The organism is Rhizocola hellebori (assembly GCF_016862955.1).
GTDB classification, from domain to species: Bacteria; Actinomycetota; Actinomycetes; order Mycobacteriales; family Micromonosporaceae; genus Rhizocola; species Rhizocola hellebori.
The window spans coordinates 64,881-91,193 of sequence record NZ_BONY01000014.1; the positions used below are offsets into that span (position 1 = coordinate 64,881).

General features: G+C 67.2%; 23 protein-coding genes and 1 pseudogene. 13 read left to right on the forward strand and 11 right to left on the reverse strand.

Features of this window, described 5'->3' with window-relative positions:
• Positions 1 to 21: 21 nt before the first annotated feature.
• Entirely contained in the window at positions 22 to 846 is an 825-nt protein-coding gene (locus Rhe02_RS13720; RefSeq protein ID WP_203908568.1) for a DNA-3-methyladenine glycosylase family protein, read from the reverse strand.
• On the reverse strand, positions 847 to 2,247 hold the full coding sequence (locus Rhe02_RS13725; protein WP_239123786.1) for an SDR family NAD(P)-dependent oxidoreductase: 1,401 nt from the start codon (positions 2,245 to 2,247) through the stop codon (positions 847 to 849).
• A gap of 78 nt (positions 2,248 to 2,325) precedes the next feature.
• Between Rhe02_RS13725 and Rhe02_RS13730 the strand changes: the two genes are divergently transcribed.
• Positions 2,326 to 3,429: a DUF11 domain-containing protein gene (locus tag Rhe02_RS13730; RefSeq protein ID WP_203908570.1), complete on the forward strand. Its 1,104-nt coding sequence runs from the start codon at positions 2,326 to 2,328 to the stop codon at positions 3,427 to 3,429.
• Here the strand turns inward: Rhe02_RS13730 and hpt are convergent.
• The 6 genes from hpt to Rhe02_RS13760 form a co-directional block, all read right to left on the reverse strand.
• The gene (gene hpt / locus Rhe02_RS13735; RefSeq protein ID WP_203908571.1) at positions 3,408 to 3,971 is read right to left on the reverse strand and encodes a hypoxanthine phosphoribosyltransferase; all 564 of its coding nucleotides are present in this window, start codon (positions 3,969 to 3,971) and stop codon (positions 3,408 to 3,410) included. The genes Rhe02_RS13730 and hpt overlap by 22 nt on opposite strands.
• 39 nt (positions 3,972 to 4,010) lie before the next feature.
• Positions 4,011 to 4,928 carry a hypothetical protein gene (locus Rhe02_RS13740; RefSeq protein WP_203908572.1) on the reverse strand — a complete coding sequence of 306 codons (918 nt, stop codon included), beginning with the start codon at positions 4,926 to 4,928 and terminating at the stop codon, positions 4,011 to 4,013.
• A 9-nt stretch (positions 4,929 to 4,937) separates the two neighbouring features.
• Positions 4,938 to 7,412, reverse strand: a complete 2,475-nt coding sequence (locus Rhe02_RS13745; RefSeq protein ID WP_203908573.1) for an AAA family ATPase — start codon at positions 7,410 to 7,412, stop codon at positions 4,938 to 4,940.
• A gap of 82 nt (positions 7,413 to 7,494) precedes the next feature.
• Complete coding sequence (locus Rhe02_RS13750) at positions 7,495 to 8,634, reverse strand: exonuclease SbcCD subunit D (protein ID WP_203908574.1); 1,140 nt, start codon at positions 8,632 to 8,634, stop codon at positions 7,495 to 7,497.
• Positions 8,634 to 10,379 (reverse strand): ATP-binding protein, encoded by a 1,746-nt coding sequence (locus Rhe02_RS13755; protein ID WP_203908575.1) that lies wholly within the window; start codon positions 10,377 to 10,379, stop codon positions 8,634 to 8,636. The genes Rhe02_RS13750 and Rhe02_RS13755 overlap by 1 nt, the downstream gene beginning before the upstream one ends.
• Before the next feature lie 34 nt (positions 10,380 to 10,413).
• Positions 10,414 to 11,109 carry a dihydrofolate reductase family protein gene (locus Rhe02_RS13760; RefSeq protein WP_373320629.1) on the reverse strand — a complete coding sequence of 232 codons (696 nt, stop codon included), beginning with the start codon at positions 11,107 to 11,109 and terminating at the stop codon, positions 10,414 to 10,416.
• A gap of 241 nt (positions 11,110 to 11,350) precedes the next feature.
• Here Rhe02_RS13760 and Rhe02_RS13765 point away from each other — a divergent pair, with 241 nt between their 5' ends.
• From Rhe02_RS13765 to Rhe02_RS13805, 9 genes and pseudogenes are all read left to right on the forward strand, one after another.
• Entirely contained in the window at positions 11,351 to 12,643 is a 1,293-nt protein-coding gene (locus tag Rhe02_RS13765; protein WP_203908576.1) for an ABC transporter substrate-binding protein, read from the forward strand.
• A gap of 87 nt (positions 12,644 to 12,730) precedes the next feature.
• Positions 12,731 to 13,615: pseudogene (locus tag Rhe02_RS13770) on the forward strand (carbohydrate ABC transporter permease); the annotation flags it as partial.
• Positions 13,615 to 14,448: a carbohydrate ABC transporter permease gene (locus Rhe02_RS13775; protein WP_203908578.1), complete on the forward strand. Its 834-nt coding sequence runs from the start codon at positions 13,615 to 13,617 to the stop codon at positions 14,446 to 14,448. The pseudogene Rhe02_RS13770 and the gene Rhe02_RS13775, both read left to right, overlap by 1 nt.
• A complete protein-coding gene (locus tag Rhe02_RS13780; protein ID WP_239123788.1) occupies positions 14,445 to 15,761 on the forward strand; it encodes a GH1 family beta-glucosidase in 1,317 nt (438 codons plus the stop codon). Before Rhe02_RS13775 ends, Rhe02_RS13780 begins: the two co-directional genes overlap by 4 nt.
• Positions 15,762 to 16,778: a LacI family DNA-binding transcriptional regulator gene (locus tag Rhe02_RS13785; protein ID WP_203908579.1), complete on the forward strand. Its 1,017-nt coding sequence runs from the start codon at positions 15,762 to 15,764 to the stop codon at positions 16,776 to 16,778.
• A 77-nt stretch (positions 16,779 to 16,855) separates the two neighbouring features.
• Complete coding sequence (locus tag Rhe02_RS13790; protein WP_239123789.1) at positions 16,856 to 17,641, forward strand: ACT domain-containing protein; 786 nt, start codon at positions 16,856 to 16,858, stop codon at positions 17,639 to 17,641.
• Entirely contained in the window at positions 17,607 to 18,641 is a 1,035-nt protein-coding gene (locus tag Rhe02_RS13795) for a GNAT family N-acetyltransferase (protein ID WP_203908580.1), read from the forward strand. The genes Rhe02_RS13790 and Rhe02_RS13795 overlap by 35 nt, the downstream gene beginning before the upstream one ends.
• A 35-nt stretch (positions 18,642 to 18,676) precedes the next feature.
• Entirely contained in the window at positions 18,677 to 19,840 is a 1,164-nt protein-coding gene (locus tag Rhe02_RS13800; protein ID WP_203908581.1) for a sensor histidine kinase, read from the forward strand.
• On the forward strand, positions 19,837 to 20,250 hold the full coding sequence (locus tag Rhe02_RS13805; RefSeq protein ID WP_203908582.1) for a VOC family protein: 414 nt from the start codon (positions 19,837 to 19,839) through the stop codon (positions 20,248 to 20,250). Before Rhe02_RS13800 ends, Rhe02_RS13805 begins: the two co-directional genes overlap by 4 nt.
• Here Rhe02_RS13805 and ligD read toward each other — a convergent pair.
• Complete coding sequence (gene ligD / locus Rhe02_RS13810; RefSeq protein ID WP_239123790.1) at positions 20,234 to 21,208, reverse strand: non-homologous end-joining DNA ligase; 975 nt, start codon at positions 21,206 to 21,208, stop codon at positions 20,234 to 20,236. The genes Rhe02_RS13805 and ligD overlap by 17 nt on opposite strands.
• Positions 21,209 to 21,302: 94 nt before the next feature.
• Between ligD and Rhe02_RS13815 the strand changes: the two genes are divergently transcribed.
• Positions 21,303 to 21,764 (forward strand): MarR family winged helix-turn-helix transcriptional regulator, encoded by a 462-nt coding sequence (locus Rhe02_RS13815; RefSeq protein ID WP_203908583.1) that lies wholly within the window; start codon positions 21,303 to 21,305, stop codon positions 21,762 to 21,764.
• Positions 21,765 to 22,418 carry a hypothetical protein gene (locus Rhe02_RS13820; RefSeq protein ID WP_203908584.1) on the forward strand — a complete coding sequence of 218 codons (654 nt, stop codon included), beginning with the start codon at positions 21,765 to 21,767 and terminating at the stop codon, positions 22,416 to 22,418. It abuts the gene before it with no gap.
• Here Rhe02_RS13820 and Rhe02_RS13825 read toward each other — a convergent pair.
• Positions 22,363 to 23,238 carry an alpha/beta fold hydrolase gene (locus Rhe02_RS13825; protein ID WP_203908585.1) on the reverse strand — a complete coding sequence of 292 codons (876 nt, stop codon included), beginning with the start codon at positions 23,236 to 23,238 and terminating at the stop codon, positions 22,363 to 22,365. The two genes, Rhe02_RS13820 and Rhe02_RS13825, sit on opposite strands and share 56 nt — an antisense overlap.
• A 170-nt stretch (positions 23,239 to 23,408) precedes the next feature.
• On the opposite strand from Rhe02_RS13825, the gene Rhe02_RS13830 reads away from it, so the two are divergent.
• Positions 23,409 to 24,698 carry a nitric oxide synthase oxygenase gene (locus tag Rhe02_RS13830; RefSeq protein WP_203908586.1) on the forward strand — a complete coding sequence of 430 codons (1,290 nt, stop codon included), beginning with the start codon at positions 23,409 to 23,411 and terminating at the stop codon, positions 24,696 to 24,698.
• On the opposite strand, the gene Rhe02_RS13835 is transcribed toward Rhe02_RS13830, so the two are convergent.
• Positions 24,678 to 26,216 (reverse strand): aldehyde dehydrogenase family protein, encoded by a 1,539-nt coding sequence (locus Rhe02_RS13835; RefSeq protein WP_203908587.1) that lies wholly within the window; start codon positions 26,214 to 26,216, stop codon positions 24,678 to 24,680. The two genes, Rhe02_RS13830 and Rhe02_RS13835, sit on opposite strands and share 21 nt — an antisense overlap.
• Positions 26,217 to 26,313: the final 97 nt, after the last annotated feature.

A 26,313-nucleotide genomic window follows, 5' to 3' on the forward strand; every position in this document is an offset into this window, starting at 1 on the left:
CCATCCTATTCAAGGGGTGTGTCAAAACGAGCGGAAGTTGCGGATCGGCGCTCTTGGCCCGTAGCGCGGCGCCCCCAGCCCGGCCGACTCGATCATGAGGCAGACCCGGCCCCGGTGCCCGGCATAGGGCTGCAGCAGCTCGAGCATCCGCTCATCGGTTCCGCGTGGCTCACCGGCCAAGGCCCAGCTGACGAAGTTCTTCATGTGGAAGTCGCCGACGCTGACCGCATCGGCGTCGCCGAAGACGAGCCGGGTCACCTCGGCGACCGTCCACGGCCCGATGCCGGGGATGCTCAACAGCCGCTTCGCGAGCGCCGCACTGTCCACACAGGACTCAAGCCGGGGCGCCTCAAAAGCCGCCCGCCGCAACACTTCCGCTCGCCGCTGTTCAAGGCCTAGAGCATGAAATCCCCAATATGGGGTACCAAGAATCGCCTCCGGCGAAGGCGGCAGAAGCAACCCGGCCACAGGCCCCGGCGCCTCCTCGCGGAAATGCCGCACGATCGCCGAATACGCCTGGTAGGCCTCCTTGCCGGTGACCTTCTGCTCGCAGATGGCCCGCATCAGACGGGGAAAGACCAGCCCTGTTCGGGGCAGAGTGACCGGTTTCAGCCGTTTCAGCAGCGGATGCTCGGGTGCGAAACCGGTGACGTCGTCCAGCTCGCCGAGCATGCCCGGCGCGCGCTCAAGCAACCAGGGCCCACCCGGGCCGTGCGCCTCGACCTGCGGATGCAAGCGGATCGAGCCCGGCCCGTGCGGGGTGCGGGCAGCCAGCCAGAACGACCCGTCGATCCAGCGGGCGCACGGATCGTAGCGGGTGAAACCGATGAGGCTCAGTGCGCTCATCTACCACGCCGACTTTTGATAGTCCTTCAGGAAGCAGCCGTAAAGGTCTTCGCCAAGCTCGCCACGCACGATCGGATCGTAAACCCGTGCCGCGCCGTCGACCAGATCCAGCGGAGCGTGGAACCCCTCCTCGTGCAGGCGCATCTTGGTCGGGTGCGGCCTTTCGTCGGTGATCCAGCCGGTGTCGACCGCGGTCATCAGGATGCCGTCGGTTTCGAGCATCTCCTTGGCGCTGGTGCGGGTCAGCATGTTGAGCGCGGCTTTGGCCATGTTGGTATGCGGGTGGCCCGGCCCCTTGTAGCCGCGGCCGAACTGGCCTTCCATCGCGGAGACGTTCACCACGTACTTGCGGCGGGCAGGCGACTTCGCCATCGCCGGGCGCAGCCGGCTCACCAGCACGAAGGGGGCCGTGACATTGCACAGCTGCACCTCGAGCAGCTCGATCGGGTCCACCTCGTCGACGACCTGGACCCAGCTGTTGGTGGCGGCGGTGTCGGGTACCAGCCCGCCCGCGTCGATCACAGTGCCGCGCGAGGTGAGCGCGAGCGCGGTCACCATTTCTGGGTCGAGCATCTGGTGCGGCATCGACTGGATCGCCGCCGCGGCCGGCGACGAGCCCGTGTAGTGGCCGAAGGAGATCAGCTCGGGAAGCCGCCCGTCAGGAAGCGGAGCCGCTTCGGCCGCGACCAGCGGCGCGTAGGCGCCCGGGCTGCGGCGCACCGTCTGGGCGGCGTTGTTGATGAGGATGTCGAGCGGACCCTGGTCGGTCACCGCGTCCGCGAGCGCCACCACCTGGGCCGGGTCGCGCAGGTCGATGCCCACGATGCGTAGCCGGTCGAGCCAGTCGTGGCTGTCGGGCATCGCCTTGAAGCGGCGGACAGCATCGTTGGGAAAGCGGGTGGTGATGGTGGTGTGAGCGCCGTCGCGCAGCAGCCGCAGCGCGATATACATCCCGATCTTCGCCCGCCCGCCGGTGAGCAGGGCCCGCTTGCCGGTCAGGTCGGTACGGGCGTCGCGGCGGCTGCGGTTCAGCGCGGCGCACTGCGGGCACAGCTGGTGGTAGAACGCGTCGACCAGCGTGTAGCGCTCCTTGCACACGTAGCACGGCCGGGCCCGCTTCAGCTCGCCGGCCGTCGCGCCGATCGTGGGTGAGGTCAGCTGGATCCCGGCGGTCTCGTCATCGATGCGGCCCGGCGCGCCGGTCGCCGTGGCGGCCGTCACCGCGTTGTCGTTGGCGAGCACCGACTCGCGCGCCTCCCGGCGGCGCTGCTGCTTGACCGCCTTGAAGATGGCGGCCGTGGCCAACCGCACCTTCACCGCATCGGGGTGCTGGGGTGGCAGCTTTTCGACGTCGGCTAGCACGTTCAGGCAGATTTCGAGGTGGCGGGGATCGATTGACACCCGCCAAGGGTACCGGGACTGCGGCGCAAGCCCTGCTGCGCTTATGCTCATCGCCCCTACCCGCTATGGAGGTTTGTCGTGTCCTTCGCGCATGCTGCCGTGGCGATGGGGCTCAGCGCCGCGGTGGCCCTCTCCGGCGTGGGCCTGCCCCAGCAGGCGGATCTGCGGGTGCGGGACCTGAGCAGCAACGGCGAGCCCCTGTACCTCAGTCCAGGGGTGTCCGGCACCCGGCTGCTGGAGGTCACGGCCCCCGACGCCGCCTGGGAGTTCCCGTTCGAAATGATCATTGATCTGTCCCGGTTGGACGGCCGCATCTCGGTCGTGACCGAGTCCACCCAAGCCACCTGCGCGGAGAACGGTTCGCAGCGGGTCTGCCGGGGCTGGCTCGGATCGGGCGGGATGACGGTGGGCCTGCGCATGACGGTTTCCGCCGATGCGTCACCCGGGCCTGCCGGCACGATCGGCTATCGGGTTCGCCCGACCAGCGGCGAGGTGACCGACCCCAACAGCGGCAACGATTCCGGCTCGCTGGAGCTCGATGTGATGCGCCGCGAGCTCGGGGCGGACATGGAGCTCACCACGCCCGACGTGACCGGCAGGGTGGGTCAGACGGTTACCGCGAGCATCAAGGTGCACAACAAAGGCCCCAATACTCAGATGAGTTACACCCTGCGGTCGCCGCACATCGCCGATCCGGCGATTCAGATCGTCTCAGGCAAGCCCTGCTCGGGGTCGTCGAGCAGCATCCGGTGCGCTATGAAGGCCATCCGTCCGGGCGAAACAAGAACGGTGACGATCGATTTTAAGCTGACCGGTTGTCCTCCCGCCGGCAAGAGCTTTGTGGTGTTCGCCATGGAGTGGGTGATGGAAGATCCCAATCAGCAGAACTCCGACCCCCGAGTCGACCTCCACGCCACCGGGTGCACCAACGCACCGGTGCCCGAGGCCGCGGTCAACGCCGTGACGCCGTCGCCCACCGGCCAGGCCGAGCCGTCGCCCACCGGCCAAGCCGAGCCGTCGCCCACGCCGTCCACGTCCATTCAGCCGATCGCCTCCAGCCGCCCGGCCTTCGCCGTCGCGGGATGGGTGATCGCACTGGCGGGCCTACTTGTGGTGGCGGCAGCCATCGCCGGATGGGCGATCTGGCGATACCGTCGCCATCACCCCACGCGCGACTTGTAGACGTGCTCGGCCAGGACAGCACAGCAGCGCAGGTTTCGATAACGGCTCGCGTAGTCCAGCCCGTACCCGACGATCATGCCTTCGCCGATATCGAACCCCACATACTTGACCGCGTCGGGCATCGGCGGCGCCTTCGGCTTGCGGAACAGGGTGAAGACGTGCGCTGAGGCGGGCTTGCGGGCACCGATGTTGGACACCAGCCACTGGGCGGTCAGCCCGGTGTCGATGACGCCGTCGACCACCAGCACATGGCGGCCCGTGACATCGATGTCGAGATCCTTGAGCAGCCGCACCGAACCCGACGACTTGGTGCCCGAACCATAGGAGCGGATGGCCATCCAGGCTATTTCGACATGCCGGGTCAGCGCCCGGGCCAGATCGACGGTGAGCATCGCCGCGCCACCGAGAACCCCAAGCAGGACAAGGTCTTTGCCCTCGTAATCGCGCTCGATTTCTGCTGCCAGCTGGTCGATCCGGGCCAGGATTTCGGCTTCTGAGTGGAGGACTTCTGCGAGGTCGTCAGCGACATCGGCGACGTTCATGCGCGGATGCTATCGCATCGCCGCTTCGCCGCTTCGGCCCTAGGCTGATGCGCGAACCAGCGCCCGGTGCAGTAGCTTCGGATCGCCAAGCAGCTGACGCAGCCGTTTCTCAAGGCCCGCAATGGGAATCAGGTTCTGCGGGGCGCGCGGGTCCTTGTAGGGCACCGACGCGAAGCGGGGGATGGTCACGGCAGAGAGGCCGGCCAGCCGGATGGCCTCATGCTCGGGCAGCTCGGCCGAGCACTCGACCCGCACGATGCCGGCCCACGGCGCCCCTGAGCCGCCAGGAAGCTTCAGGTACCAGGTGATGCGCTGATAGATCCCGCCAATGAGGAACACCGGCGTGCGCTGACCGGGTTTCAGCGCGGTGACGATGCCAACGAGTGACTCGGGCAGGTACTGCTTCTGCTGTGTCTTGACGTAGCCGAGCGCGCGGGGCAGGGTGCCGCGCGAGCGCAGCGGCCCGTCCACGATCAGCAGGTCGTCGTCGGTGCGGGCCAGTGACGAGATGTTGATTTCCAGCTCGGTCAGGTGGGCCTGCACCGCATTGGAAAGCCCGGCCTCGTCGGCCCCCTGTACGCAGACGGCGCGGTAACGGGCCGGTGCCGTGCCCACATCGGACACCTCTTCGGCGGAGGTGAAGATGGTGCGCTGCACCTGGGCGGCGGCAAGCTTGGCCTGCCCCGGCGTGCACTCCACCACACCGGCCGCGTAGGAGCAGGCCAAGCCGGGGTGCAGGCCTATCCAGAGCCGGGCATCGGTGCGGCGCACGCCGTCGACGAGAAGCACGCGCTGGGGGGCGCTCAGCCCCGCGGGTGGGTCGATGGGCTGCCACTTCTTGGCGTCGACCTCAATGTTGGTGTCGAGCTTCGCGGTGCTCGACGCCGTCGGCCCCCGGTCGGTCGCCTCGGCGCTCGACCCGAAACCAGGATTCCACGCATCAACGTGAAACTGCATGAACACTTTTTAACCTATGCGTTCAACCCGGGCGCTTCGAGCATCCTTGGTGATCTCGAAGCGGACCGGGATGCGCTCGGCCAGACTTGGCACGTGAGTGACCACTCCTACCATCCGATTCCCTGTAGCGGCAAGGTTTTCCAGCGTGGCCGCGACCGTGTCCAGAGTGGACGCGTCGAGGGTGCCGAAACCTTCGTCGAGCATGATGGATTCCAGGCTTGCGTTTGACGACATGCCTCCGAGCTGGTCGGCAAGGGCCAGGGCCAGGGCAAGTGAGGCCTGGAAGGTTTCCCCGCCTGACAATGTTCTGACAGCTCTGCGCAGACCGGCGTCATGGTGGTCGACGACGAAGAACTCGCGGTCGTCGTGGATGAGGTCGTATTGCCCGTTGGACAGCTCCCGCAGGATCCCGGAAGCCCCCGAAACCAGGGCTTCCAGCGCCTCCTGCAGCAGCCAGGCCTCGAAATTGTTGGCGCGCAAGTGCTGCGCCAGGGTTGAGGCGATCTGCCGATCGGCCTCCACCGCGGCCCGCTGCGAGCGCAGCGACTCCGCCTGCGCCTGCATCTGGATTATCCGCTCCCGCACCGCGCTGGCCCGCTCAACGGCCACCGCGGCGGCCCGCTGATGCTCTCCCGGCCGCGGCTTGGCCAGACCGGAATCGGTGAAAAGCTCGTCGAGCGAAGCCATCGCCCGAGTGACTTCGCCGCTGGCGGTGTCGTGTTCTTTACGCAGCCGGGCCCGCTGTTTCTCTCCCGTGGTCACCTGTTCGGCTGCCCAGCCCGACATGGAGGCCCATGCCCGGCCGAGGTCGTCGCGGTCGGCGGACGGTGGCCCGAGCACCGCCACGGTGTCGCGGGCGGCGTCGAAGTCGCGCCAGCCCCTGCGCAGGCGTTCCTGTGCCTGCTGCGCCTCCAGCGAGGCCTTGCGATGGGCCTCACGCGCGGCGCGCAGCTCGCCGGAGGCCGCCGCCAGCTCACGCTTGTGGGTCTCCACGGCTTTGAGCTGGCCGCGCAGGATTTCCTGCGACTCGGTGCCGGCCAGCATGGCGTCCACTTCGGACAGCCGGGCGGCCAGCTGGTCGTGCGACGCCTGGGCCGTGGTCACCTTGCGGTCGGACTCGCGGGCCGCCAGGTCTGCCCTTTCGAGCTGTTTGCGCGCCTTCTCGGCCTCGTCTTCGGCCTGTGCCACCACATGTTTGGCCGCCACCATGGCCGGCTTTTCCGGCTGGGCCGGCACCTTGGCGACCGTCTGCTCGCAGACCGGGCAGGCGTGTCCGGCCACCAGGTCTCGGCGTAGCCAGGCGGCGCGGTCGGCGGTCTGCGCGGTGAGCAACGCCTGCTGCGCGCTGGTCACCGCTTCGCTCGCCGCCGCCGAGGCCTTGTGCGCCGCCTTGAGCTGTTTGTCGGCGGCGGTGTGCGCCTTCTGGGCCTGGGCCAGATCCTTGTCGAGCGCGGTGAGCCGGGTGGCGACCTTGCCGCGCTCCTCGTGCAGATTGAGCACGGCCGCGATGGCCGCCGGATCGGGGCCGCTGTCGAGCTGGTGGCGCAACTTCTCCTCGTGCTCTTCGGCCGCGCCGACCGCCACCGCCGCGTCGGCGATGCGGGCCGTCGCCTCGTTCGCACTCGCGGCCAGCGAAGCGGCATCGCGCGGTGGGCGCACCAGCGCCAGCAGCGACAGCCGCTTCTCCACCTCGGCCACCGCGTTGGCGGCGACAGTCCTGCTTTCCTGCGCTTTGGCCAGCACAGGCAGCGCCTTCTCCACCAGATCGGTGATCCGGGTCATCAGGTGCAGGTCTTCCTCGGCTGCCTCCAGCGCCTCCTCCGAGGCGGCGGCGGTCAGCTCGGCGAGCACCGGCTCGGTGGCGGCCAGCTGTGCCGCCGCCTCGGTCACCAGGCCGGTGGCGCGGTCACGCACCTTCTCGTAGACGTCCAAGCCCAGCAGGCGCACCAGAATCTCTTGCCGCTCCGCCGGTTTGGCGTGCAGGAAGGCGGCGAACTCGCCCTGGGGAAGCACCACGCACTTGATGAACTGGTCGTAGGGAAGCCCCACCACGTCAACGATGGCGGTGTCCAGCTCCGCCGGGCTCCCGGCGAGGGCCTCACCCAGCTCATTCAGCAACTCCGAACCGTCCAGAGTGGACGGATCGAAGCCGGGCGAGAGGGCCTGCAGCGCAGCGGCGCGGGTGGAAGCGCGGCCTTTTCCGTCGCGGCGCACCACCCGCGTCACGGCGTATCGGGAGCCGCCCGCTTCGAAGATGAGCCGAACCGCGGCCTCGGTCGCCGACGGGGCAAGCGCATGCGCGACCGACCGGGCGCCCCAGCGCGGTGCGGTGCCGTAGAGCGCGAAGCACATCGCGTCGAGGATGGTGGACTTGCCCGACCCGGTGGGCCCGATCAGGGCGAAGAAGTCGGTATCGGTGAAGTCGACGACCGCCGGCTGACGGAACGCCGCGAACCCGCGCATGTCCAATCGCATCGGCCTCATGCCATGGCCTCCTCACGTCGGCCATCACCTGCGGTGAAGGCATGAGAGAATCCCAATCTCATGATGAGCTCGACAAGCTCGCTCATGACACCGTGCTCACTTCGTCGTAGAGGCGGTCGAAGAGGGCTTGGGTGTGCGGGTCGGTGCTGCCGCGCTGCTCCAGGTAGTCGGCGAAAAGCTCTGGCGCGCTTCGCCCCGCGCGCACGGCGCGGGCCTTTTGGCTCAGGTCGCCCGGGTCGACCCGGATCTCCAGAGCACGCGGGAACATCTCCTGTATCTGTTCGCGCAGACCGGCCCGTGTCGGCTCGGTCACATAGACCCGCAGCCACGCCTCGCCAACCTCAAGCGCGGCAAGCTGTTCCACCGTGCCACGGATGGTGCGCAGCGGCACCGCCACGGGCACCGGCACGACCCGGGCCTTCGCCGTGGTGTCGGCGCTGACCTCCACCATCGTCACCGAGGAGGCGTTCTCCTCCTCGCCGAAGTCGATGGCGATCGGCGACCCGCTGTAGCGCACCGGACACGGCCCGAACATCACCTGCGCGCGGTGCAGATGCCCCAGCGCGACGTAGTGGGTGTTGGCCGGGAACACCGAGGTGGGCACCGCATAGCCGAGGATCGTGTGCGCCTCGCGCTCGCCGCCGCCCATCAGTCCACCCACGACGGTCATGTGCCCCATGATGAGGTTGACGACACCCGCCTGCGGCTCCTGCGCGAAAACCGACAGCAACCGCGACACGTGGTCGGCGTACGTGGCCTGGGCCTGTGCCTCGGTCAGCGAGAACATCTCCAGCGCACGCACCGCATAGCGCTGGGACAGGAAGGGCAGCGCGACACAGCGCCACCGCTCGCCGCCGCGGGTGGTGCCCGCGATGACATGGTCCTCCACGCGATCGCTGACCCGGCCGCGCAGGGTGATGCCGGCGGCGTCGGCCCACGGCCGCAACGCGTCGAGCGCGGCGCCATTGTCGTGGTTGCCGCCGATGGCCACCACGTCGGCGCCGGTGGCCCGCAAGGCGGTCAGCGCCCGCGTCACCACCTTGGTCGCCTCCGGCGACGGCTGGGCGTTGTCGTGCAGATCGCCCGCTACCAGGATCAGATCCGGTTTCTCTTGGCGCGCAATGTCTATCACGTTGGCGATGGCGGCGATCTGCTCATCGAGACGCGAGCGTCCCTTGAGCACCTTGCCGATGTGCCAATCGGAGGTATGAAGGATTTTCATCAGAACGGGATCCCGTCGTCTTTGCCCTTCACCACCGTCAGCGGATCGGTGGCACTGATCATGCTGGCAAGCGTGGCCCTCGGTGCCGGGCCGGCCTCTCCGGGCCGGGTTGCCCACGCAGGGAAGGGGAACTCGATAGCGAGCGGCACCGGAATCTCGGGCTGCGCCACGAACATGGTGCCCGGCTTGGCAAGCAGCGCGCGCTGGCGCTGCGCGGGCGGAAGAAACCCATACTCGGGCCGGGAGGCCTCGGCCGGGTCGAGCCGGCCGACCACCCGGATGGCCGAGTTGGCCACGATGCGCCGCTCCACCTCGGAGGCGGTCTGCTGCGCCCCGATCAGCACCACGCCAAGGGATCGGCCCCGCTCGGCGATATCGAGCAGCACGTCCTTGATGGGACTGGAGCCATCGCGCGGCGCGTATTTGTTCAGCTCGTCGAGGACCACGAACAGCAAGGGCTTGGCGCTGCCCGCCTTCTCCTTGCGCTCGAACTCCGTCTTGAGCGTGACGCCGACGACGAAGCGCTGTGCCCGGTCGGGCAGGTTGTGCAGGTCGACGACGGTGACCTGGGCGCCGTCGGCCGTGGAGATGCGGTGCTGCTGCTTGGCCGGGAGGTCACCGCGAATCAGGCGGGCCAGGTCGCGTTTGCTGTTGATGAGCCGCCGCGCGAAGGCGTTGATCGTGCCTAGACCGACCGCGCTGCCCGCCCACCCGCCGCGGGTGGCGTCGTCGTTGAGCTGCTCCACGAGGTAGTCGACGAGCTGTTCATAGCTGTGGATGGGGGTGCCGTCGATGCTGATGCCGCCGTCTTTGTCGACGGCGTTGCGCGCCAGCTGCGCGGTGACCGAATGCACCACCATCGTGTATTGCTGGCGCTCGTCGTCGGCATCGGCGAACACGTAGGGCAGCAGCCGATCCGAACAGAACTCGGAAAGCGTCCAGTAGAAGGGATCCACCCCGGTCAGCCGGCTCGCCACGTCTGGGCTGCCGGTGCGGTCGCCCGCGCGGGCCGGGGCGTAGACGCTCACCTGAGGGAAGGGGCCTGCCTCCAGCCCGAGCCGGTGATAGGCCGCGCGGGTGCGCTCATCGAGCCTCGTGTTTGGATGATCCAGGAACAGCAGGTCTTCGCCCTTGACGTTGAAGATGAGCGCCTTGGTGTTGATGGCGTCACCGCCGAAGACACCGGACTTGAAGACCGAATAGAGCAGGAAGGTGGCGAAGCTGGTCTTCGTGGCCACCCCGGAGATGCCCGAGATGGAAACGTGAGCGCCCCGGCTGCCGTCGAGAAAGTCGGCGTTGAGGAAGACGGGCTGGCCGTCTCGCCCCGTACCCATAGGAAGGCGCCTTTGCATCCGATCGAAGGACAGCGCGCTGTCGCGGGCCTCGCCTTCGGCCCGATAGGCCACCGCACCGGGCAATGGCGGAACGTAAACCTCCGGCTCCACACGGGTGACGGTGACCTCGGCCGCCTCCTGAACCCGGGCGGGCAGCATGCCGTCGGCGATGGCGAAAACATCGGAGTCGAAGCTGGCGCCCTCGTGCCGGGCACGCACCGCGGTGACCACCCCGGCGATGGTGACGCGGCCGTGATCTGCCAGCTCACGCTGGGTCACCACCACGTCGTCAAGCTGCAAATAGGACCCGTCTTCGGAGTTGACGGCGGCCCAGAACGTCAATGGACTGGCGTCCTCGGTGCCGAGCACTCTCCCAACAGGTGTTCCAACCTCAGCCACGGCCAAGACCATACCCCCCGGGTATGACCTTCACCCCAACGACCGACTAGGCACGCTGATAGGTAAGGAAAAGCGTGCCGTCGTCCGAAACGGTCCAGTCGGCCAGGCGCATCCGCCGCACCTCGTGCGGCAGGCCCGCGGTGATGCGCCCGGCGCCCGGCCCGGCCAGCAAGGGAGCCAGGCTGAGCCGGAGCTCGTCGATCAGATCCTCCTTCGCCAGCGCGGCGAAGAGCTGTGGCCCGCCCTCGCACAGGATCTGGTTCAGGCCGAGCGACTTCAGCTGCGCCAGCCCGGCGGCGAGGCTGGGGCCGCGAATCACATCGACCACTTTGGACAGTTCGGCCGACGCCGCAATATCATCTGTGGTGAGGACGGCCGCCCTGACCGGAGCGGCGGCAAGCGCTGGGTGGCTTGGATCGAGAGCGAGGTTTCTCGATACCACCACCAGTCGCGGGTACTCGGCGAGCCCGTGTTCCACCCGCCACGCCCGGCGGGGTGCGTCGAGCGTGAGCGGCCGGTAGTTCTCGGCCCGAAACGTGCCCGCCCCGACGAGCAGCGCGTCGCATTCGCGCCGGAGCTGACGGAACAGTCTCTTGTCCGCCTCGCCGGACAACCCGGCGGAGAGTCCATCGATGTGTGTCGCGCCGTCGAGGCTCGCCACAAAGTTGACCTTGAGCACTATTCGCCCGCAGGTCCAGTGACCGGAGGGGTGGGTCTGGGGTCGCGGTGCTGGCAATCGCACCAGGAATGCCCAGGGCAGCTCTCGTGCCGCTTCTCTTTGCAAGCTCGGCAGACCATTTCCTCAACCTATCCGGCTTGAGGCCCATCCAGTCATGATCTGGCATGTCAGCTGCCTATTTAGGTAACGGATTGGGATCGCTCCCAGAGGCCTATTGACACTTACGTAACGCGCTGGCAATCATGGGAGCGCTCCCCCCGGGAGCGCTCCCATGATTTCGCCCATATTGAGAAAAGGGGCCAGCATGAGCGTTACAACGCGCCGCCGTAAGTTCGCGGTGGTCGCTCTGGCTGCGGTCACCGCGCTCGGCGGTCTCGCAGCTTGTAGCAAGAAAGACGAAGAGGCGAAGCCCGGCGAGATCAAGCTCGTCGTGGACCACTTTGGTGAGTTTGGGTACGACGAACTGGTCAAGCAGTACGAGAGCACCCACCCCGGCATCAAGGTGGAAATTCGCAAGACAGCACAGCTCAACGACTATCGGCCGCTGCTGGTCCGGTACCTCGCCACCCAGAAGGGTGCGGGCGACGTCGTGGCCCTGGAAGAGGGCATCATCACCGAGTTCAAGGCGAACCCGGCGAACTGGATCGACCTCAAGCCGTACGTGGGCGACAAGCGCAACGACTACCTGCCGTGGAAGTACGACATCGGAGTGCTCGCGGACGGCCGGCTGATGGCCCTCCCGACCGACGTCGGCGGCCTGGCCACCTGCTACCGCAGTGACCTGTTCAAGGCGGCAGGCATGCCGTTCGAGCGGGAGAAGGTTTCCGCCAGCTGGAAGACCTGGGCCGACTTCATCAAGGTGGGCCAGGAGTACAAGACGAAGTCCGGCGGCAAGGCTCTGCTCGACACCGTCACCACCGCGTTCAGCGCTGCCATGTCGCAGGCCGGTGGCGATGGCTTCTACGACAAGGACTTCAACGTCGTCGCCGACAAGAGCGCGACCGTGAAGTCGGCGTGGGACACCGCGATCAGCCTCGCCAACGCGGGCATCACCGCGAAGATCCGCACCTGGTCACCGGAATGGACGGCCGGCTTCCAGCAGGGCACCTTCGCGGCAACCCTTTGCCCGTCATGGATGCTCGGCATCGTCGAGCAGAACTCCGGCGCGGCCAACAAGGGCAAGTGGGATGTCGCCGATGTTCCTGGCGGTGGCGGTAACTGGGGTGGTTCTTTCCTCGCCGTGCCAACCCAGAGCAAGCACCCCAAGGAGGCCGCTGAACTGGCCGCGTTCCTCACCAACGCGGACAGCCAGGTTGCCGCGTTCAAGGCCAAGGGCCCGCTGCCGTCGAACCTGAAGGCACTGGACAACTCTGACTTCAAGGCCTACAAGAACGCGTACTTCAGCGACGCTCCGGTCGGCGCGATCTTCGGTTCGGGCGCCAAGACGCTCAAGCCGCTCGTGCTCGGTCCGAAGCACCAGGCGGTCAAGGAGCGGGCGTTCGAGCCTCAGCTCCAAGCCTTTGAAGGCGGCCAGGTATCGGCTGCCAAAGCCTGGGAAGACGCAATAAAGGACGCCAAGACACAGGGCGCTTTCTAACACCCGGTTTCTCCTGGCGGACAGTGGCGAACCACTTCCACGCCGCTGTCCGCCAGGACCTATTGAGTCACAAGGAAGCCCATGTTCTCGCGTTGGGACATCAAGTACTCCCCGTACCTCTATGTGGCCCCATTCTTCGTGCTGTTCGGGGTCTTCGGGTTGTACCCGCTGCTGATGACCGCCTACATGTCGCTGACCGACTGGAACCTCATCGGTGATCGCTCCTTCGTCGGCCTGGAGAACTACTCGGCGTTGCTAGTCGACGAGTACTTCTGGAACGCGGTTCGCAACACCTTCGCCATCTTCCTGATCGCCACAGTCCCGCAGATGTTCCTCGCGCTGTTCCTGGCGACTCTGCTGAACCGCCCGCTGCGCGCGCGCACCTTCTGGCGCATGCTCATCTTCGTGCCGAACGTGACCTCGCTCGCCGCGGTGGCCGTGGTGTTCGGCGTGTTCTTCCGGCGCGATTTCGGCATCGTCAACTACTTCATCGGCCTGGTGGGGATCGACCCGATCAGCTGGCGCACAGAGCAGTGGCCTTCCTGGATCGCGCTCGCGACAATGATCGACTGGCGCTGGACCGGTTACAACACCCTCATCTTCCTGGCCGCGATGCAGGCCATTCCCAAGGACCTCTACGAATCGGCAGCGTTGGACGGCGCGGGCCGATGGCGGCAGTTCTTGAGCATCACCCTTCCGGGTCTGCGGCCCACACTGTTCTTCGTCGTGATTATCTCGACGATCGGTGGCTGGCAGCTGTTCACCGAGCCGCTCATCTTCAACGGCGGCGGCGGCGCGATCCTCGGCGGGGCGCGGCGCGAGTTCCAGACCGTGGCGATGTACATGTACGAGAAGGCTTTTGACAATCTTCAGTTCGGCTACGGCTCGGCGGTGGCCTTCGCCCTATTCGCGTTGATTGTTATTTTCTCGGTCCTCAACTATCTGCTCGTGCGAAGGTCGGTGCGCAACTAATGAAAAAGCTTTGGGCGGCAAGCCCTTTGACTTACCTCGCGCTGACTCTCGCGGTGCTGCTGTCGATCACGCCGTTCTACTTCATGTTCGTGGTGGCGACCCGCAAGCTCGAGGTCATCAACGCTGTGCCACCGCCGTTCACCCCCGGCGGCGACTTCGGCGATAACTTCCAGCGGGTTCTCGATAATGAGCATGCGGCGTTCATCTACGGCCTGATCAATTCCGTGGTGGTGTCCAGCATCATCACCCTGAGCGTGGTCTTCTTCTCCTCGCTGGCCGGTTTCGCCTTCGCGAAGCTGCGCTTCCGCGGACAGAACGCCCTGCTGCTGATCATCATCGCCACCATGATGATCCCGACACAGCTTGGCATCATCCCGCTCTACGACATGATGGTGAACTTCTTCCACCTTGATGGCACGCTTCCGGCGGTCATCCTGCCCTTCCTGGTGACCGGGCTCGGCGTGTTCATGATGCGCCAGTACGCCTCGTCGGCGATCTCCGACGAACTGATCGAGGCCGCGCGGGTCGACGGCTGCACCACTTTCCGTATTTACTGGAGTGTCGTGCTGCCCGCGTTGCGCCCAGCCATGGGTGTGCTCGGTTTGCTTACCTTTATGGAACAGTGGAATTCGTTCCTCTGGCCCTATGCGATCCTCAACGCGGACACGCCGACGGTTCAGGTGTCACTGGCACTTCTCTCGCAGGCGTACTACACCGATTACGCGCAGGTTTTCTCCGCGACCGCGGTGGCCACACTGCCGTTGCTGATCGTGTTCGCATTGTTCGGCCGCCAGATCATCGGCGGAATTATGGAAGGTGCTGTAAAAGCTTGAAAACATTTCTCTGGGGTACCGCGACAGCCGCCTACCAGATCGAAGGGGGTGCCACGGAGGACGGCCGGACACCGTCCATCTGGGACACGTTCAGTCACACGCCGGGCAAGGTGCTCGGCGGTGACACCGGCGATGTTGCGTGCGACCACTACCACCGCAGTTCTGACGACGTGCGGCTGATGGCCAAAATCGGGGTGGGGGGCTACCGCTTCTCCACCTCGTGGTCGCGCGTGCAGCCCACCGGTTCCGGCCCGGTCAACCAGCGCGGCCTGGACTTCTACAAGCGTCTGATCGACGATCTGCGAGCCCAGAGCATCGAGCCCTTCCTCACCTTGAACCACTGGGATCTGCCGCAGGAGCTGGAGGACGCGGGCGGCTGGCCGGCCCGGGAGACCGCCTACCGGTTCGCCGAATACGCGAAGCTGATGCACGACGCGCTGGGGGACAGGGTCCGCTTCTGGACCACCCACAACGAGCCGTGGTGTGCCGCGTTCCTCGGCTACGGAAGTGGCGAGCACGCGCCCGGCCGCACCGACGGCGCGGCCGCGCTCGCGGCGGCGCATCACCTCAACCTGGGCCACGGCCTGGCGGTGCAGGCGCTGGCGGGAGCCAACGTCGGGATAAGCCTGAACCTGCACGCGTTCCTGCCGCAGACCGATGCCGACGCCGATGCCGTGCGGCGGCTGGATGCCGTGGGTAACCGGATCTGGCTCGGCCCGCTCTTCCAGGGCGCCTACCCGGAGGATCTGCTTTCCGACACCGCGTCGCTGACCGACTGGAGTTTCGTCCAGCCGGGCGACCTGGAGATCATCCACCAGCCGATCGGCTTCATGGGGGTCAACTACTACACGCGCGCGCTCGTGGCCAACGGTGACGAGCCGCAGTTTCCCTCGGCGTGGCCGGGCAGCGAGTCGGTGCGCTGGCTCAACCGCGGCTTGCCGGCCACCGACATGGGCTGGGAGATCGATCCGGACGGACTGGCCCAACTGCTACGTGACGTGCACAAAGTTGCCGGTGATCTGCCGCTCTACATCACGGAGAACGGCGCGGCATATCCTGAATTTGTAGATGATCAGGACAGGATCGCGTATCTGGAGGCCCATATTCGGGTCTGTGAACGAGCGGTGACCGATGGGATCCCATTGAAGGGCTATTTCGTCTGGTCGTTGATGGACAATTTCGAATGGGCGTGGGGATACTCGAAACGCTTCGGCATCGTCCATGTGGACTATGAGTCGCAAGCGAGGACGCCGAAGGCCAGTGCACACTGGTATTCGGATGTAATCCGAAATGGCGGCTTGGGGGATAAGTAGATGACAACGCAGCGCACGCGATCTGCCGGGCGGCCGACCCTGGACGAGGTCGCGGCGCTCGCAGGGGTGGGCCGGGGCACGGTCTCCCGCGTGGTCAACGGCTCACCACAGGTGAGTCCGGAGGCGCGCGCAGCGGTCCAGGACGCCATCAAGGAGCTCGGCTATGTGCCCAACCGGGCGGCCCGGGCTCTGGTCACCCAGCGGACGGACTCGGTGGCGCTGGTCGTCTCCGAGTCGCAGGACAGGGTCTTCGCCCAGCCTTACTTCGCTGGGCTGGTGCGCGGAATTTCCTCCGCCCTGGCCGACACCCCGCTGCAGCTGTGGCTCGCGATGGCACAGACCGCGGCCGAGCAGCAGCGCGTCGAGCACCACCTGACCAGCCAGCATGTCGACGGGGTGCTGCTGCTCTCGCTGCACGAGTCCGATCAGCTGCCGCGGCTGTTGCGCGACCGCGGGTTGCCGGCCGTGCTGGGCGGTCGCCCGATCGGGCCGGGTCAGGAAATCTCCTATGTGGACATCGATAACGTTGGCGGCGCCCGCGGTGCGGTCGAGCATCTGATCAATTCGGGGCGGCGCAAGGTCGCGACCATCGCCGGTCTTCAGGACATGGGCGTGGGCGTCGACCGGCTTCGCGGATATCAGGAAGCGATGGGTTCGGCCAAGCAGCGCATCGCCTACGGCGACTGGGGCGAGGCGAGCGGCACCGAGGCCATGCGGGAGCTGCTGGCCAAGGAGTCCGACATCGACGCGGTCTTCGTCGCCTCCGACCTGATGGCGGCGGGCGCCCTGCGGGCTCTGCGCGAGCTGCGCCGCCGGGTGCCCGATGATGTGGCTGTCGTCGGCTTCGAGGACTCGCCCATCGCGGCGCAGACCGAGCCGCCGCTGACGACCGTCTACCAGCCCGTCGAAGAGATGGGCCGCCAGATGGTCCAGCTGCTGCTCGCCCGCATCCGCAACGAGGATTCACCCTCCCACGTCCTGCTCGACACGCACCTGGTCAAGCGCGTCTCCGGGTAGGGGTTTCAACACCCAAAAGTGGTGGGTGACATGGCGACGAAATCCGGACGTAACGCCGATCGGGCATGCTTGCCGACATGTTGCTAAGGGTGCGCGTGGCGCTGCCGGATAGGCCGGGATCTCTGGGCCAGGTGGCGCGAACGCTGGGCGTCTCGGGAGCTGACATCGTTCAGGTGGTCGTGCTCGAACGCCTCGGCGGCAGGGCGGTCGACGACTTCACCGTGGTCTGGCCGGGTGGCTCGGGCGTGGAGAGGCTGCGCGCCGGGCTCGCCGCGATGCCGGGCGTGCGGGTGGACGGGATCTGGCGGGCGATCGGCTCACCGGTCTCCAGCGGCGTCGACGCCGAGCTGCTCACCCAGATCGCCGGCAAGCCCGATGACGGGCTGAGCATCCTCGTGGACACCGTTCCAGCTCTGGTTGCCGCTGATTGGGCCGCTGTTTTGCTGGTACCGGCGGACTGGGCGGTGCGGCGGATGGACCCGGCGATCGTCTACGCGAGCTGGCGCATGCCGCAGCCACCAGAGCTGCCCGAGATCACCCCGCTGCGGCCGCGCGCTTCCACCGCGGCCGACGGAACACGCTTCGCGCTGGTGCCCTTCGGCAAGGGTGGCCTGGTTCTGGCCGTCGCCCGCCAGGCCGACAACCAGCTTCCGGTGGCCACCTTCCACGGCACCGAGGTCGATCGGCTGGCCCAATTGGTCAGGGCGACCTCGGTGATGATGGGGACACGACTGGATGAGGAGATCGCCAACGGTGAGCTGGCGCACAATCAGTCGTGTATAACCGCTGGTAATAGCGATGTAACCTCACGGGCGCAGGCTGAACTTCATGACACTTTGGCGGGTAAGAGCGACAGTCGATGACCGGCCGGGTTTCCTCGCGGTCCTGACGGCCAGTCTGGCGCTGCGGTCGATCAATATCCTCGCCGTCCAGGTCCACACCACCGAGACCGGCGCGGTTGACGACTTCCTGCTCGACGCACCCGATGGCCTTGACGATGACGAGCTGCTCGCGGCGATCGAGCGCGGCAGGGGCCGCAACGCCTGGGTGACCCGCACCGACGCCTACGACCTGGTAGACCCGCCGACCCACATGGCCAGCCTGGCGGCCCGGGTCACCGCCGATCCGACCCTGCTGGGCCAGGCGCTCAGCGATCTTCTTGGCGGATGTCTGGTCCAGCACGACCCGGACACGTCGATCACCGGCCAGGGTTCGAATGTCATGCGCATGGCCGATCCGAACGGCGGCGGCATGATCATCCTCACCCGGCTCGCGCCCAGCTTCACCCCGGCCGAGTTCGCGCGGGCGCAGGGTTTGGTGGAGGTGGCCCGTTCGGCGCTGGCCCGCCGGCTGAGTGTGGTGACGGTGTTGCTTGGCGACGGCGCCGAGCTGCAGGTGCGCCCGGCCAGCTCGTCGGATCTGCCGGCGCTGCTGGAGATGCACGCCCGGTGCGGGGAACATTCGCTTTACCGCCGCTACTTCGCGGGCACCCGCGGGCCGAGCCGCCAGCAGCTCGAGCGGCTGCTGCGACCCGCCCGGGGCAGCGCGCTGGTGGCCGAGGACGCCGACGGCAGGCTGGTGGCACTGGCCAACCTGATCGGTGAAGGGGAGCAGGCCGAGGCGGCGCTGTTGGTGGAGGACGCTTGGCAGCGGCGCGGAATTGGTACCGGGATGCTGAGGCGTCTCATCGCTTTGGCTCAGCCGTCGGGTTTCCGGGCGGTCGTGTTGCACACCCACGCCGACAACGAGCCCATGCTGCGCACAGTGCGCCGGATGCCACAGACCGCCGCCCTTGACGTCGACGGAGCTGTCGTGAGCGCCACGCTCATCGTCACCGAGTTGCCCGCCGGAGCCGTTCGCTAGGCGGCCAGACCGCAGCCAGCCCTAGGCTAAGGGCTGTGAGCAGGAATTTCAGCCGGTTCGAGGCGTTCGCCCCGGTCATCGCCGGGGTGACGGTCTTCCTGCTGTCGTTCCTTTCCCCGCAGCGTTCGCCCATCAGTGATGCCAGCAGCTCCTGCTGGCGCACCTGCGCGGAGGAGCCGCTCATCGCGTCGTGGAAAGTCATCCCGATCGCCGCCGCTTGCGGCATCGCGGTCGCTCTGGCACGCCGGATCCGGGCGCCGTTGTACGTGATGGCGGCCGTTGGCTGGCTGACCTTCGGGATGTGGGCCGTTGTCATCGTCGCCAGTTTCTACGCCGGGCTGAAGTTCGGGCCGCTCGCCAAAGCCTTGTTCGTCGGGCTGGCGGTGTTGGTCATCGCGACGGTCGTGTTCACCTCAGAGGGTTCCAGCGGCGGGCTCTGGCGCGGCTCGGTGGTCTACGTCATTTCGGCGATCGGCATGATGATCGTGCTGCCGTTAATCTTCGGGCTGTGGACCAAGGGCCGCCGGGAACAGCAGGCCGAGGCGGAACGGATGCAGGCGCTCAAAATCCGTGAGTCGGAACGCAACAGGATCGCCCGCGAGATGCACGACATCGTCGCCCATCGAGTCTCGCTTATCGTGATTCACGCTGGCGCGCTTGAGATGGGCGCCCGCGACGAGCCCACCTCGCGGACAGCCGGCCTGATCCGCAGCGCCGGCCGGGAGGCGCTCATCGAGCTGCGGCAGGTCCTCGGCGTCCTGCGCGGAACCGCCGCCGCGATACCGATGCCCGACATCGCGGGAATCCATCAGCTCTCCAAACTCAGCCGGCAAGCCGGCCTCACCATCGATCTGCACCTGCAGGAGGAGACCCGCAATGCGAGCGCTGCCGCGCAACGCACCGCATATCGTCTGGTACAGGAAGCGTTGACCAATGTGGTCAAGCACGCCCCGGGCGCGGCCGTGAAAATCTCGGTCATCTGTCCCAGGGACACCCTCAACATCAACGTGCGCAACGGCGCGCCGGAGACCATCTCCGAGCCGATTCCCGGCTCCGGGTTGGGTTTGGCCGGGCTGAGCGAAAGGGTTCGCGCCCTCGGCGGCACCTTCGAATCGGGCCCGACCGCGGACGGCGGATTCGAAATCCACGCCGAGATACCGCGTTACGCAGCCGACGCGAAGGAGTCCGGACGCCAATGACAGAAACGCTTGCAGCCGCATACGGAGCCGATCTGGCCGTCACCCACATCCTTGTGGTGTCGGAGCTGAACCAGTCACGTGCGTTCTGGGTCGATGTTCTTGGCGCGGAGATCTACCGTGAATACGGCGGAACCAGTCTCGTGCTCAGGTTTGGCGGCAGCTGGCTGCTGCTGGTGACCGGCGGCCCGCCAACTGTGGACAAGCCCGACACCACCTTCGCCGCGCCGCCCGACCCCACCCGGGTCAGCCACGCGCTGACCCTTCGGGTGGCTGATTGCCTTGGCGTGTACGAGATTCTGCGTGCCCGGGGCGCGGTGTTCCTTGCCCCGCCGCACGACTGGGGCGGCGAGATCCGATGCTTCACCCGCGACCCCGACGGTCACCTGATCGAGTTCAGTCAAGCCGGCTGACGTCGCCGGGTGTCTTGTCGGGACGCAGTCCTCGCCAGCTTGGGTGGCGCATGGTGGAGTCGGGTGTCCAGTTTCTAAATTGGACTTCGCCGACCAGCGTGGGCTCACACCAGCGCGCGCCGCGCAGGTATTCGCGCGGCACCGGCCGCCCGGTCAGCGGAGAGGCGCCGATCTCGGTTTCCTCAAGCTGGCGCTGCAGATCGGTGAGCATCTTGCGGGTGAAGCCCGTTCCGACCGCGCCGATGAAGGAGAGCTTGCCGTCACCGTCTTTGGCGGCCAGCAGCAGCGATCCGATGGTGCCGGTGCGGTTGCCTTCGCCCGATCGCCAGCCGATGATGATGCCTTCCTGGGTGCGGTTGAGCGGAATTTTGATCCAGGCCGGGGAACGCCGGCCCGCGATGTAGGCCGCATCAAGGCGTTTGGCGACCACACCCTCGAGGCGGTGCTCGGCGGCCGCGTCCAGCAGCGCCTGTCCCGGGCCGGAGAAGGAAGGCGGGATGGAGATGGGCCCGTTTTCGGTACGGGACAAGCCTTCCAGGGTTTCGCGGCGTTGCGTGTAGGTCCAGCTGAGCGTGGGCGCGTTGTCGAGCCAGAGCAGATCGAAGGCGTAGAAGAGCACGGGGATCCGGGAAACCAGTGCGGCGGCTGGATTCTTGGTGTGCATGCGCTGTTGCAGCAGGCTGAAGGAGGTGACGCCGTCGGTGTCGAGCGTGACCAGCTCGCCGTCCAGGAGCAGTCGCCGCCCGCCGAGCTGCGCGGGAAGCAGGGCGAGTTCCGGGTAGCTGACGGTGATGTCCAGGTCGTTGCGGGAGGTGGCCCGGACTCGCTCACCGGCCACGCTGACTATCGCCCTTACCCCGTCCCACTTGAACTCGTATGCCCACTCCGGGCCAGTGGGCATCGGCCCCAGGGTGGCCAGCATGGGGTGAACCGTCACGGGCAGCCGAGCCTGGCTCACAGCTCGATCATGGACCGACCCGCCTCCCGATGTTGCCTATTTGGGCTGATCAGCGCAGAATCGTGATGCAGATACATAGTGAAGGTGCATCACGATGAGTGAGAAGGATCGGTTCTCCGGGGCGCTCGACCGCGTCCTCGAGCTTGTCGTGCTGCTCAACGACGACATGACCAAGAGCCTGGCCAGCCTGGGGCTGACCGGGTCGCGGGCACACCTGCTGTGGGTGCTGCGCGAGCGAGGTCCCCTCACTCAGCGGAGCCTGGCCCAGGCGCTCGGGGTGAGCGCCCGCAACATCACCGGTCTTGTCGATGCTCTGGTCGCCACCGGCTTCGTTTCCCGCGAGCCCCATCCCACCGACCGGCGCGCCACCCTGGTCTCCTTCACCAAGCAGGGCGAGGCGACCGCGCGCGATCTGCAACGCGATCAGGAGGAGTTCGCCGAGCTGCTCTTCGCGGGAATGCCGCGCGAGCAGTTCGATGCCTTTGTCGGCGGGCTGGGCGAGGTGCTCGCCCGGCTGGCCAAGGCGGGCCTGACAAGGAATGCGGCAGGTGGATAGATGAAGATCCTCCCGTTGGCGCGCAAGGCTATCCGCTTCGAGCTCGGTCTGTGGAAAAGCCTGTTCCGGTGGGCGTTGCGCCGAACAGCGCTGACCGACCCCACCGCGGTCGGGTTCAGCTACGCCGGCGTGGTGACGCCGATGTTCATCGGGATCACCGTGGTCGCCGCCATCGAGATCCCGGTCGCGCACCTGCTCCTGCCCTGGGCACCGGTGCGTTTGGTCCTGCTGTTGCTCGGCGTGCAAACACTTTTCTGGATGATCGGGCTCCTTGCCAGCCTGCGGGTGAACCCGCATGAGGTCAGCGACTCCGGGCTGCGAATCCGCTATGGCACCGGGCTCGACTTCACCATCGCATGGCAGGACATTGCCGCCATTCGCCCGCGGATCCGTGCCCTGCACAGCAACAGGACCGTGGTCCATGAGGAAACCGAGGCCGGCCTGGTGCTGAGCGTGGGTGTGGCAAGCCAGACCAACCTCGATGTGGTGCTGCGCCGGGCGCTGACGGTCGACCTTCGTGGCGAAACCAGTGAGCCCTTCTCCCAGCTGCGTTTCTACACCGACGAGTCGGCCGCTCTCGTGGCGCGGGCGCGTGAGCTCATCGCTTGCTATGCGGTGCCAGATGGGACAGCACCCGCTGCCACCTCGGGATGATGTCGAGGTGGCCGGAGCCCGGCGACTGCTCGAAACGCGCGTCGGGAACCCGTCGCTGGTACCACTTGCCGTGGCGGGGGCCGGCGACCGGATCGGCGGCGCCGTAGACGAGCAAGGTCTTCGCTTCCACCTGCTCCGGCTCGAAACCCCACGGCGCCAAGCAGTAGCCGGCGATGTCGGCTGCCAGGCCGGCCGCGCCCTGGACAAAAGCGTTGCGCAGCATAGCTTCCAGCCGATCGCGGGCACCGGGTGCGGCGAGCGCGGCCTGATCGGCGGGCCCGGCGCCGAGCAGGGCGACGGCATGCGCGGGATCGGTGGCGAGCGGGGCGAGCTGCTGTGTCAGCGCCGCGTGCACCTGGTCGGGCGGCATGCTCCGGAGGGCTTCCAGGCCCGCATTCTGCTCGGGCGGAATCCACGGCACCTCCTCGTGGGGCGCGGGCGTCGCGACGACCGCCACCCGCTCCACCAGATCGGGATGCCGGGCGGCCAGGGCGAGAGCAACCCGCCCGCCCGCCGACCAGCCGGCCACGCCCACCGGACCGGTGCCGAGCTGGACGAGCACCTCCGCCAGCTCGTCGGCGGCCCGCTCCACACTCGACCACTCGCCCGGCCCCACCGGGTCGGAGCCGCCATAGCCGGGACGATCGACGGAGATCAGGGCGACCCCGCGCGCCCAGGTCGCCTCCGGGTCGGGGTCGAACAGGCCGGAGCCGGGCGCCGCATGGCACAACACCACCGTGCGGCCGGAGACGCCCTCGGCCAGGGTGTGCACCGCCAACCGGCGCCCGCTTTTGAGCGTGAACAGGTCCTCGATGCCCATGCGGACATCCTCGCGGGCACCTACGACAAAATGCCCGCAGACCCCTACACATGGGGGACTGCGGGCGCGAGCTTGGGAGAGCTGCACCCAGAACTCTAAGGGATTCGGTAGTGGACCGGTCGCACAAAGTGTGCGACGCGGCACGAATCACCCGGGTGAGCATCTGTCGCATGACAGCCGCCGTCCCCCCAGTTGGTTATCGTGACGCGCCATTACCCGGATGGGCACCCGACATACCGGTCGATGAGGGGGAGGCAGAGGAGTTCCTTCGCGCCTGTTATTCCGAGGTACCGAAGCTAGGCCCGGTCGAGCCCCGGATCAACGCGGTGCGCGAGCAGATCTCGGCGATCGGCACCTACACGCACACCAAGATGGAACTCATCCACGGCGCCCGGATGGCCTGGCGCAACGCGAGCCGGTGTATCGGCCGGGTGTATTGGCGCAGCCTGGTCGTGCTTGACCGGCGCTCACCGCGTACCCCGGAGCAATTGTTCAAAGATTTGGTTTTTCATCTGGAGGCCGCGACCGGTGACGGCGACCGGCGCGGGAATCTTCGGCCCATCATCTCCATATTCGGCCAGGCCGTTCCGGGCCGGCCCATCACCCGGATCTGGAACGACCAGCTGATCCGTTACGCAGGCCATGACAAGGATGGCGGGATAGTCGGGGATCCGCGCAACCTGAAGCTGACCCGGCAGGCCACCGAACTCGGCTGGCAGGGCAAGGGAAGCGCCTTCGATCTGTTACCACTGATTATGCAAACGGGGCATGCCGAGCCCCAGCTATTTGAGCTGCCGGAGACCGCGGTGCTGGAGGTCCCCCTAGCGCACCCAGACCTGCCCTGGTTCGCAGAGCTGGGCTTGCGGTGGCACGCGGTCCCGGCCATATCCAATATGCGGCTGTCGATCGGGGGCGTGAGTTATCCGCTCGCCCCGTTCTCGGGTTGGTACATGGGCACCGAAATCGGCGCCCGCAACCTCGCAGACGCCAGCCGGTACAACCAGATTCCCGTGATAGCACAGCGCATGGGCCTAGACACCGCGAAGGAGTCGACGCTCTGGCGCGATCGTGCGCTGCTTGAGCTGAACCGTGCCGTGCTGTGGTCTTTCGAGAAGGCCGGAGTGCGGATGACCGACCACCACACCGAGTCACGGCTGTTCCTGACACATGTGGAAAGGGAGCTGCGTGCAGGACGGCCCGCTCCGGCCGACTGGACCTGGATAGTGCCGCCCATGTCGGGCGGCATTACCCCGGTCTTTCACCAGTACTACGCGGAGGCAGACCTACGGCCAAACTTCTATTTGGACGAGCAGGCGCAGGAGCTGATCACGGGGTCGGGCGACGAGGTCGCCCGGCCGGGTGTGTGCCCGGTGGCACACGTGGCACACACCTCGGAAGCCGAAGTGCCCCAGCAGCAACGCCGGAGCATTCGCGCGCTGCTAGATCGACGGAGGGTATGAGCTGTAGTCGGGGAAGTTGCCGTAGAGCCGTTCGCCCGGCTCGCCCACGGTGACGGCGTGGACCAGCAGGTCGCCGCCGACAAAGGCACCCTTCCAGGAGGCCCCGCGCCCGCCGAAGGGCTCCTCGCGGTCGCCCCGTGAACGCGGCTTGTTGATGCCCACCTTGAACGCCTGCAAATCCTGGGCCAGCTTGGCGGCCAGCTCCTCGTCGTCGCAGGCCAGGCTGGCGACCAGCGCGCCGTTGGAGGCGTTCATCGCGGCGAGCAGCTCGTCCTCGGTGTCGACCACGACGATGGTGTCGACCGGCCCGAACGGCTCGGCATGCATGAGACGGCTGCGGCCGGGCGGCGCGAGCAACGCCACCGGCGCCACGTAAGCACCCGTTTCCTGACCGTCGAGGAATCGCCCGCCGGTGTTCTTGCCCCGGTAGAGCGGAATTGCCCCGGCCTTGATCGCCTCGTCCACCTTGCGGCGCAGCTCATCGGCCTTGGCGGCGCTGATCAGCGGGCCGAAGTCGAGCTCCGGCAGCGGGTCGCCCTGGTTCTCCACGGCCAGCGGGTGCCCGAACCGGATGGCCCGCACCACCGGCAGATAGACGTCAAGGAACTCGTCGACCAGCTCCCGCTGCACGACGAAACGCGGATAGGCGGTGCACCGCTGCTTGCCGTACTCGAAGCCCTTCTTCAGATGCGCGGCAAGGGCGTCCCACTGCGAGAAGTTCCATACGCCCCAGGCGTTGAGGCCCTCCTGCTCGATGAAGTGCCGCTTGTCGCTGTCGAGCAGGGCCGCGGCCACCTTGCCGCCGTTGGACCGCCCGCCGACGAAGGCGACCGCGCCGATCTCGGGCGCGCGTACGAGAACCTCGGAGAGCTCCTCGCCGCCACCGGACACGAGCGAGGCCGGCAGCCCGGCGCGATGCATGAGGGCGTGCGCCACGGTGAGGCAGACCGCGCCGCCCTGCGACGGGGTCTTCGCGATCACCGCGTTGCCGGCCAGCAGCTGGACCAGCTCGGCGTGGACCAGCACGCTCATCGGATAGTTCCAGCTGGCGATGTTGGACACCGGACCGGCCAGCGGCTCACGGCCGGCCACCTGGCGATCGATCTCGTCCACGTACCACCGCACGCCGTCGAGGGCGCGGTCGACGTCGGCGCAGGCGAGCCGCCACGGCTTGCCGATCTCCCAGACCAGCAGCAGCGCGAGCAGGTCGCGGTGCTCGGTCAACAGGTCGAGCGCGGCGACCACCCGCTCCTTGCGCTGCGCCAGCGGCGTGGCCGCCCATTCGCGCTGAGTCCGGGCCGAGTGCCGGACGGCGGCCAGCGCCTCCCCGGCGTCCAGTCGCGACAGCTTCGCGATCACCGTGCCGTCGACCGGCGTGGTCAGGGCGGACGGGCGGCCCTGCGAACGCCACTCGCCCTGGATCAGGTTGCGGAGGACGTCGCCGTCGAAGGCCTCCGGGGCGACCTCGGTCGCACGGCTCAAAGTGGTCTGCCAGTCGGTTCCGAAAGCCAGCTGCATGTTCGTACCTTGCCGCTGCCCACCTGCACCGACAATAGAGCGTTCATATACCGGGACTCGCATACCGTGTATGACCTGGGGTTTTCCCAAAGATCGT

What these genes read in the sequence shown, in the direction of transcription:
- Rhe02_RS13720 (WP_203908568.1), bottom strand. Translation starts at nt 846, where the DNA reads ATGAGCGCACTGAGCCTCATCGGTTTCACCCGCTACGATCCGTGCGCC.
- hpt (WP_203908571.1), bottom strand. Translation starts at nt 3,971, where the DNA reads ATGAACGTCGCCGATGTCGCTGACGACCTCGCAGAAGTCCTCCACTCA.
- Rhe02_RS13740 (WP_203908572.1), bottom strand. Translation starts at nt 4,928, where the DNA reads ATGCAGTTTCACGTTGATGCGTGGAATCCTGGTTTCGGGTCGAGCGCC.
- Rhe02_RS13745 (WP_203908573.1), bottom strand. Translation starts at nt 7,412, where the DNA reads ATGAGGCCGATGCGATTGGACATGCGCGGGTTCGCGGCGTTCCGTCAG.
- Rhe02_RS13750 (WP_203908574.1), bottom strand. Translation starts at nt 8,634, where the DNA reads ATGAAAATCCTTCATACCTCCGATTGGCACATCGGCAAGGTGCTCAAG.
- Rhe02_RS13755 (WP_203908575.1), bottom strand. Translation starts at nt 10,379, where the DNA reads ATGGTCTTGGCCGTGGCTGAGGTTGGAACACCTGTTGGGAGAGTGCTC.
- Rhe02_RS13765 (WP_203908576.1), top strand. Translation starts at nt 11,351, where the DNA reads ATGAGCGTTACAACGCGCCGCCGTAAGTTCGCGGTGGTCGCTCTGGCT.
- Rhe02_RS13775 (WP_203908578.1), top strand. Translation starts at nt 13,615, where the DNA reads ATGAAAAAGCTTTGGGCGGCAAGCCCTTTGACTTACCTCGCGCTGACT.
- Rhe02_RS13785 (WP_203908579.1), top strand. Translation starts at nt 15,762, where the DNA reads ATGACAACGCAGCGCACGCGATCTGCCGGGCGGCCGACCCTGGACGAG.
- Rhe02_RS13790 (WP_239123789.1), top strand. Translation starts at nt 16,856, where the DNA reads ATGTTGCTAAGGGTGCGCGTGGCGCTGCCGGATAGGCCGGGATCTCTG.
- Rhe02_RS13795 (WP_203908580.1), top strand. Translation starts at nt 17,607, where the DNA reads ATGACACTTTGGCGGGTAAGAGCGACAGTCGATGACCGGCCGGGTTTC.
- Rhe02_RS13805 (WP_203908582.1), top strand. Translation starts at nt 19,837, where the DNA reads ATGACAGAAACGCTTGCAGCCGCATACGGAGCCGATCTGGCCGTCACC.
- Rhe02_RS13815 (WP_203908583.1), top strand. Translation starts at nt 21,303, where the DNA reads ATGAGTGAGAAGGATCGGTTCTCCGGGGCGCTCGACCGCGTCCTCGAG.
- Rhe02_RS13820 (WP_203908584.1), top strand. Translation starts at nt 21,765, where the DNA reads ATGAAGATCCTCCCGTTGGCGCGCAAGGCTATCCGCTTCGAGCTCGGT.
- Rhe02_RS13825 (WP_203908585.1), bottom strand. Translation starts at nt 23,238, where the DNA reads ATGGGCATCGAGGACCTGTTCACGCTCAAAAGCGGGCGCCGGTTGGCG.
- Rhe02_RS13830 (WP_203908586.1), top strand. Translation starts at nt 23,409, where the DNA reads ATGACAGCCGCCGTCCCCCCAGTTGGTTATCGTGACGCGCCATTACCC.
- Rhe02_RS13835 (WP_203908587.1), bottom strand. Translation starts at nt 26,216, where the DNA reads ATGCAGCTGGCTTTCGGAACCGACTGGCAGACCACTTTGAGCCGTGCG.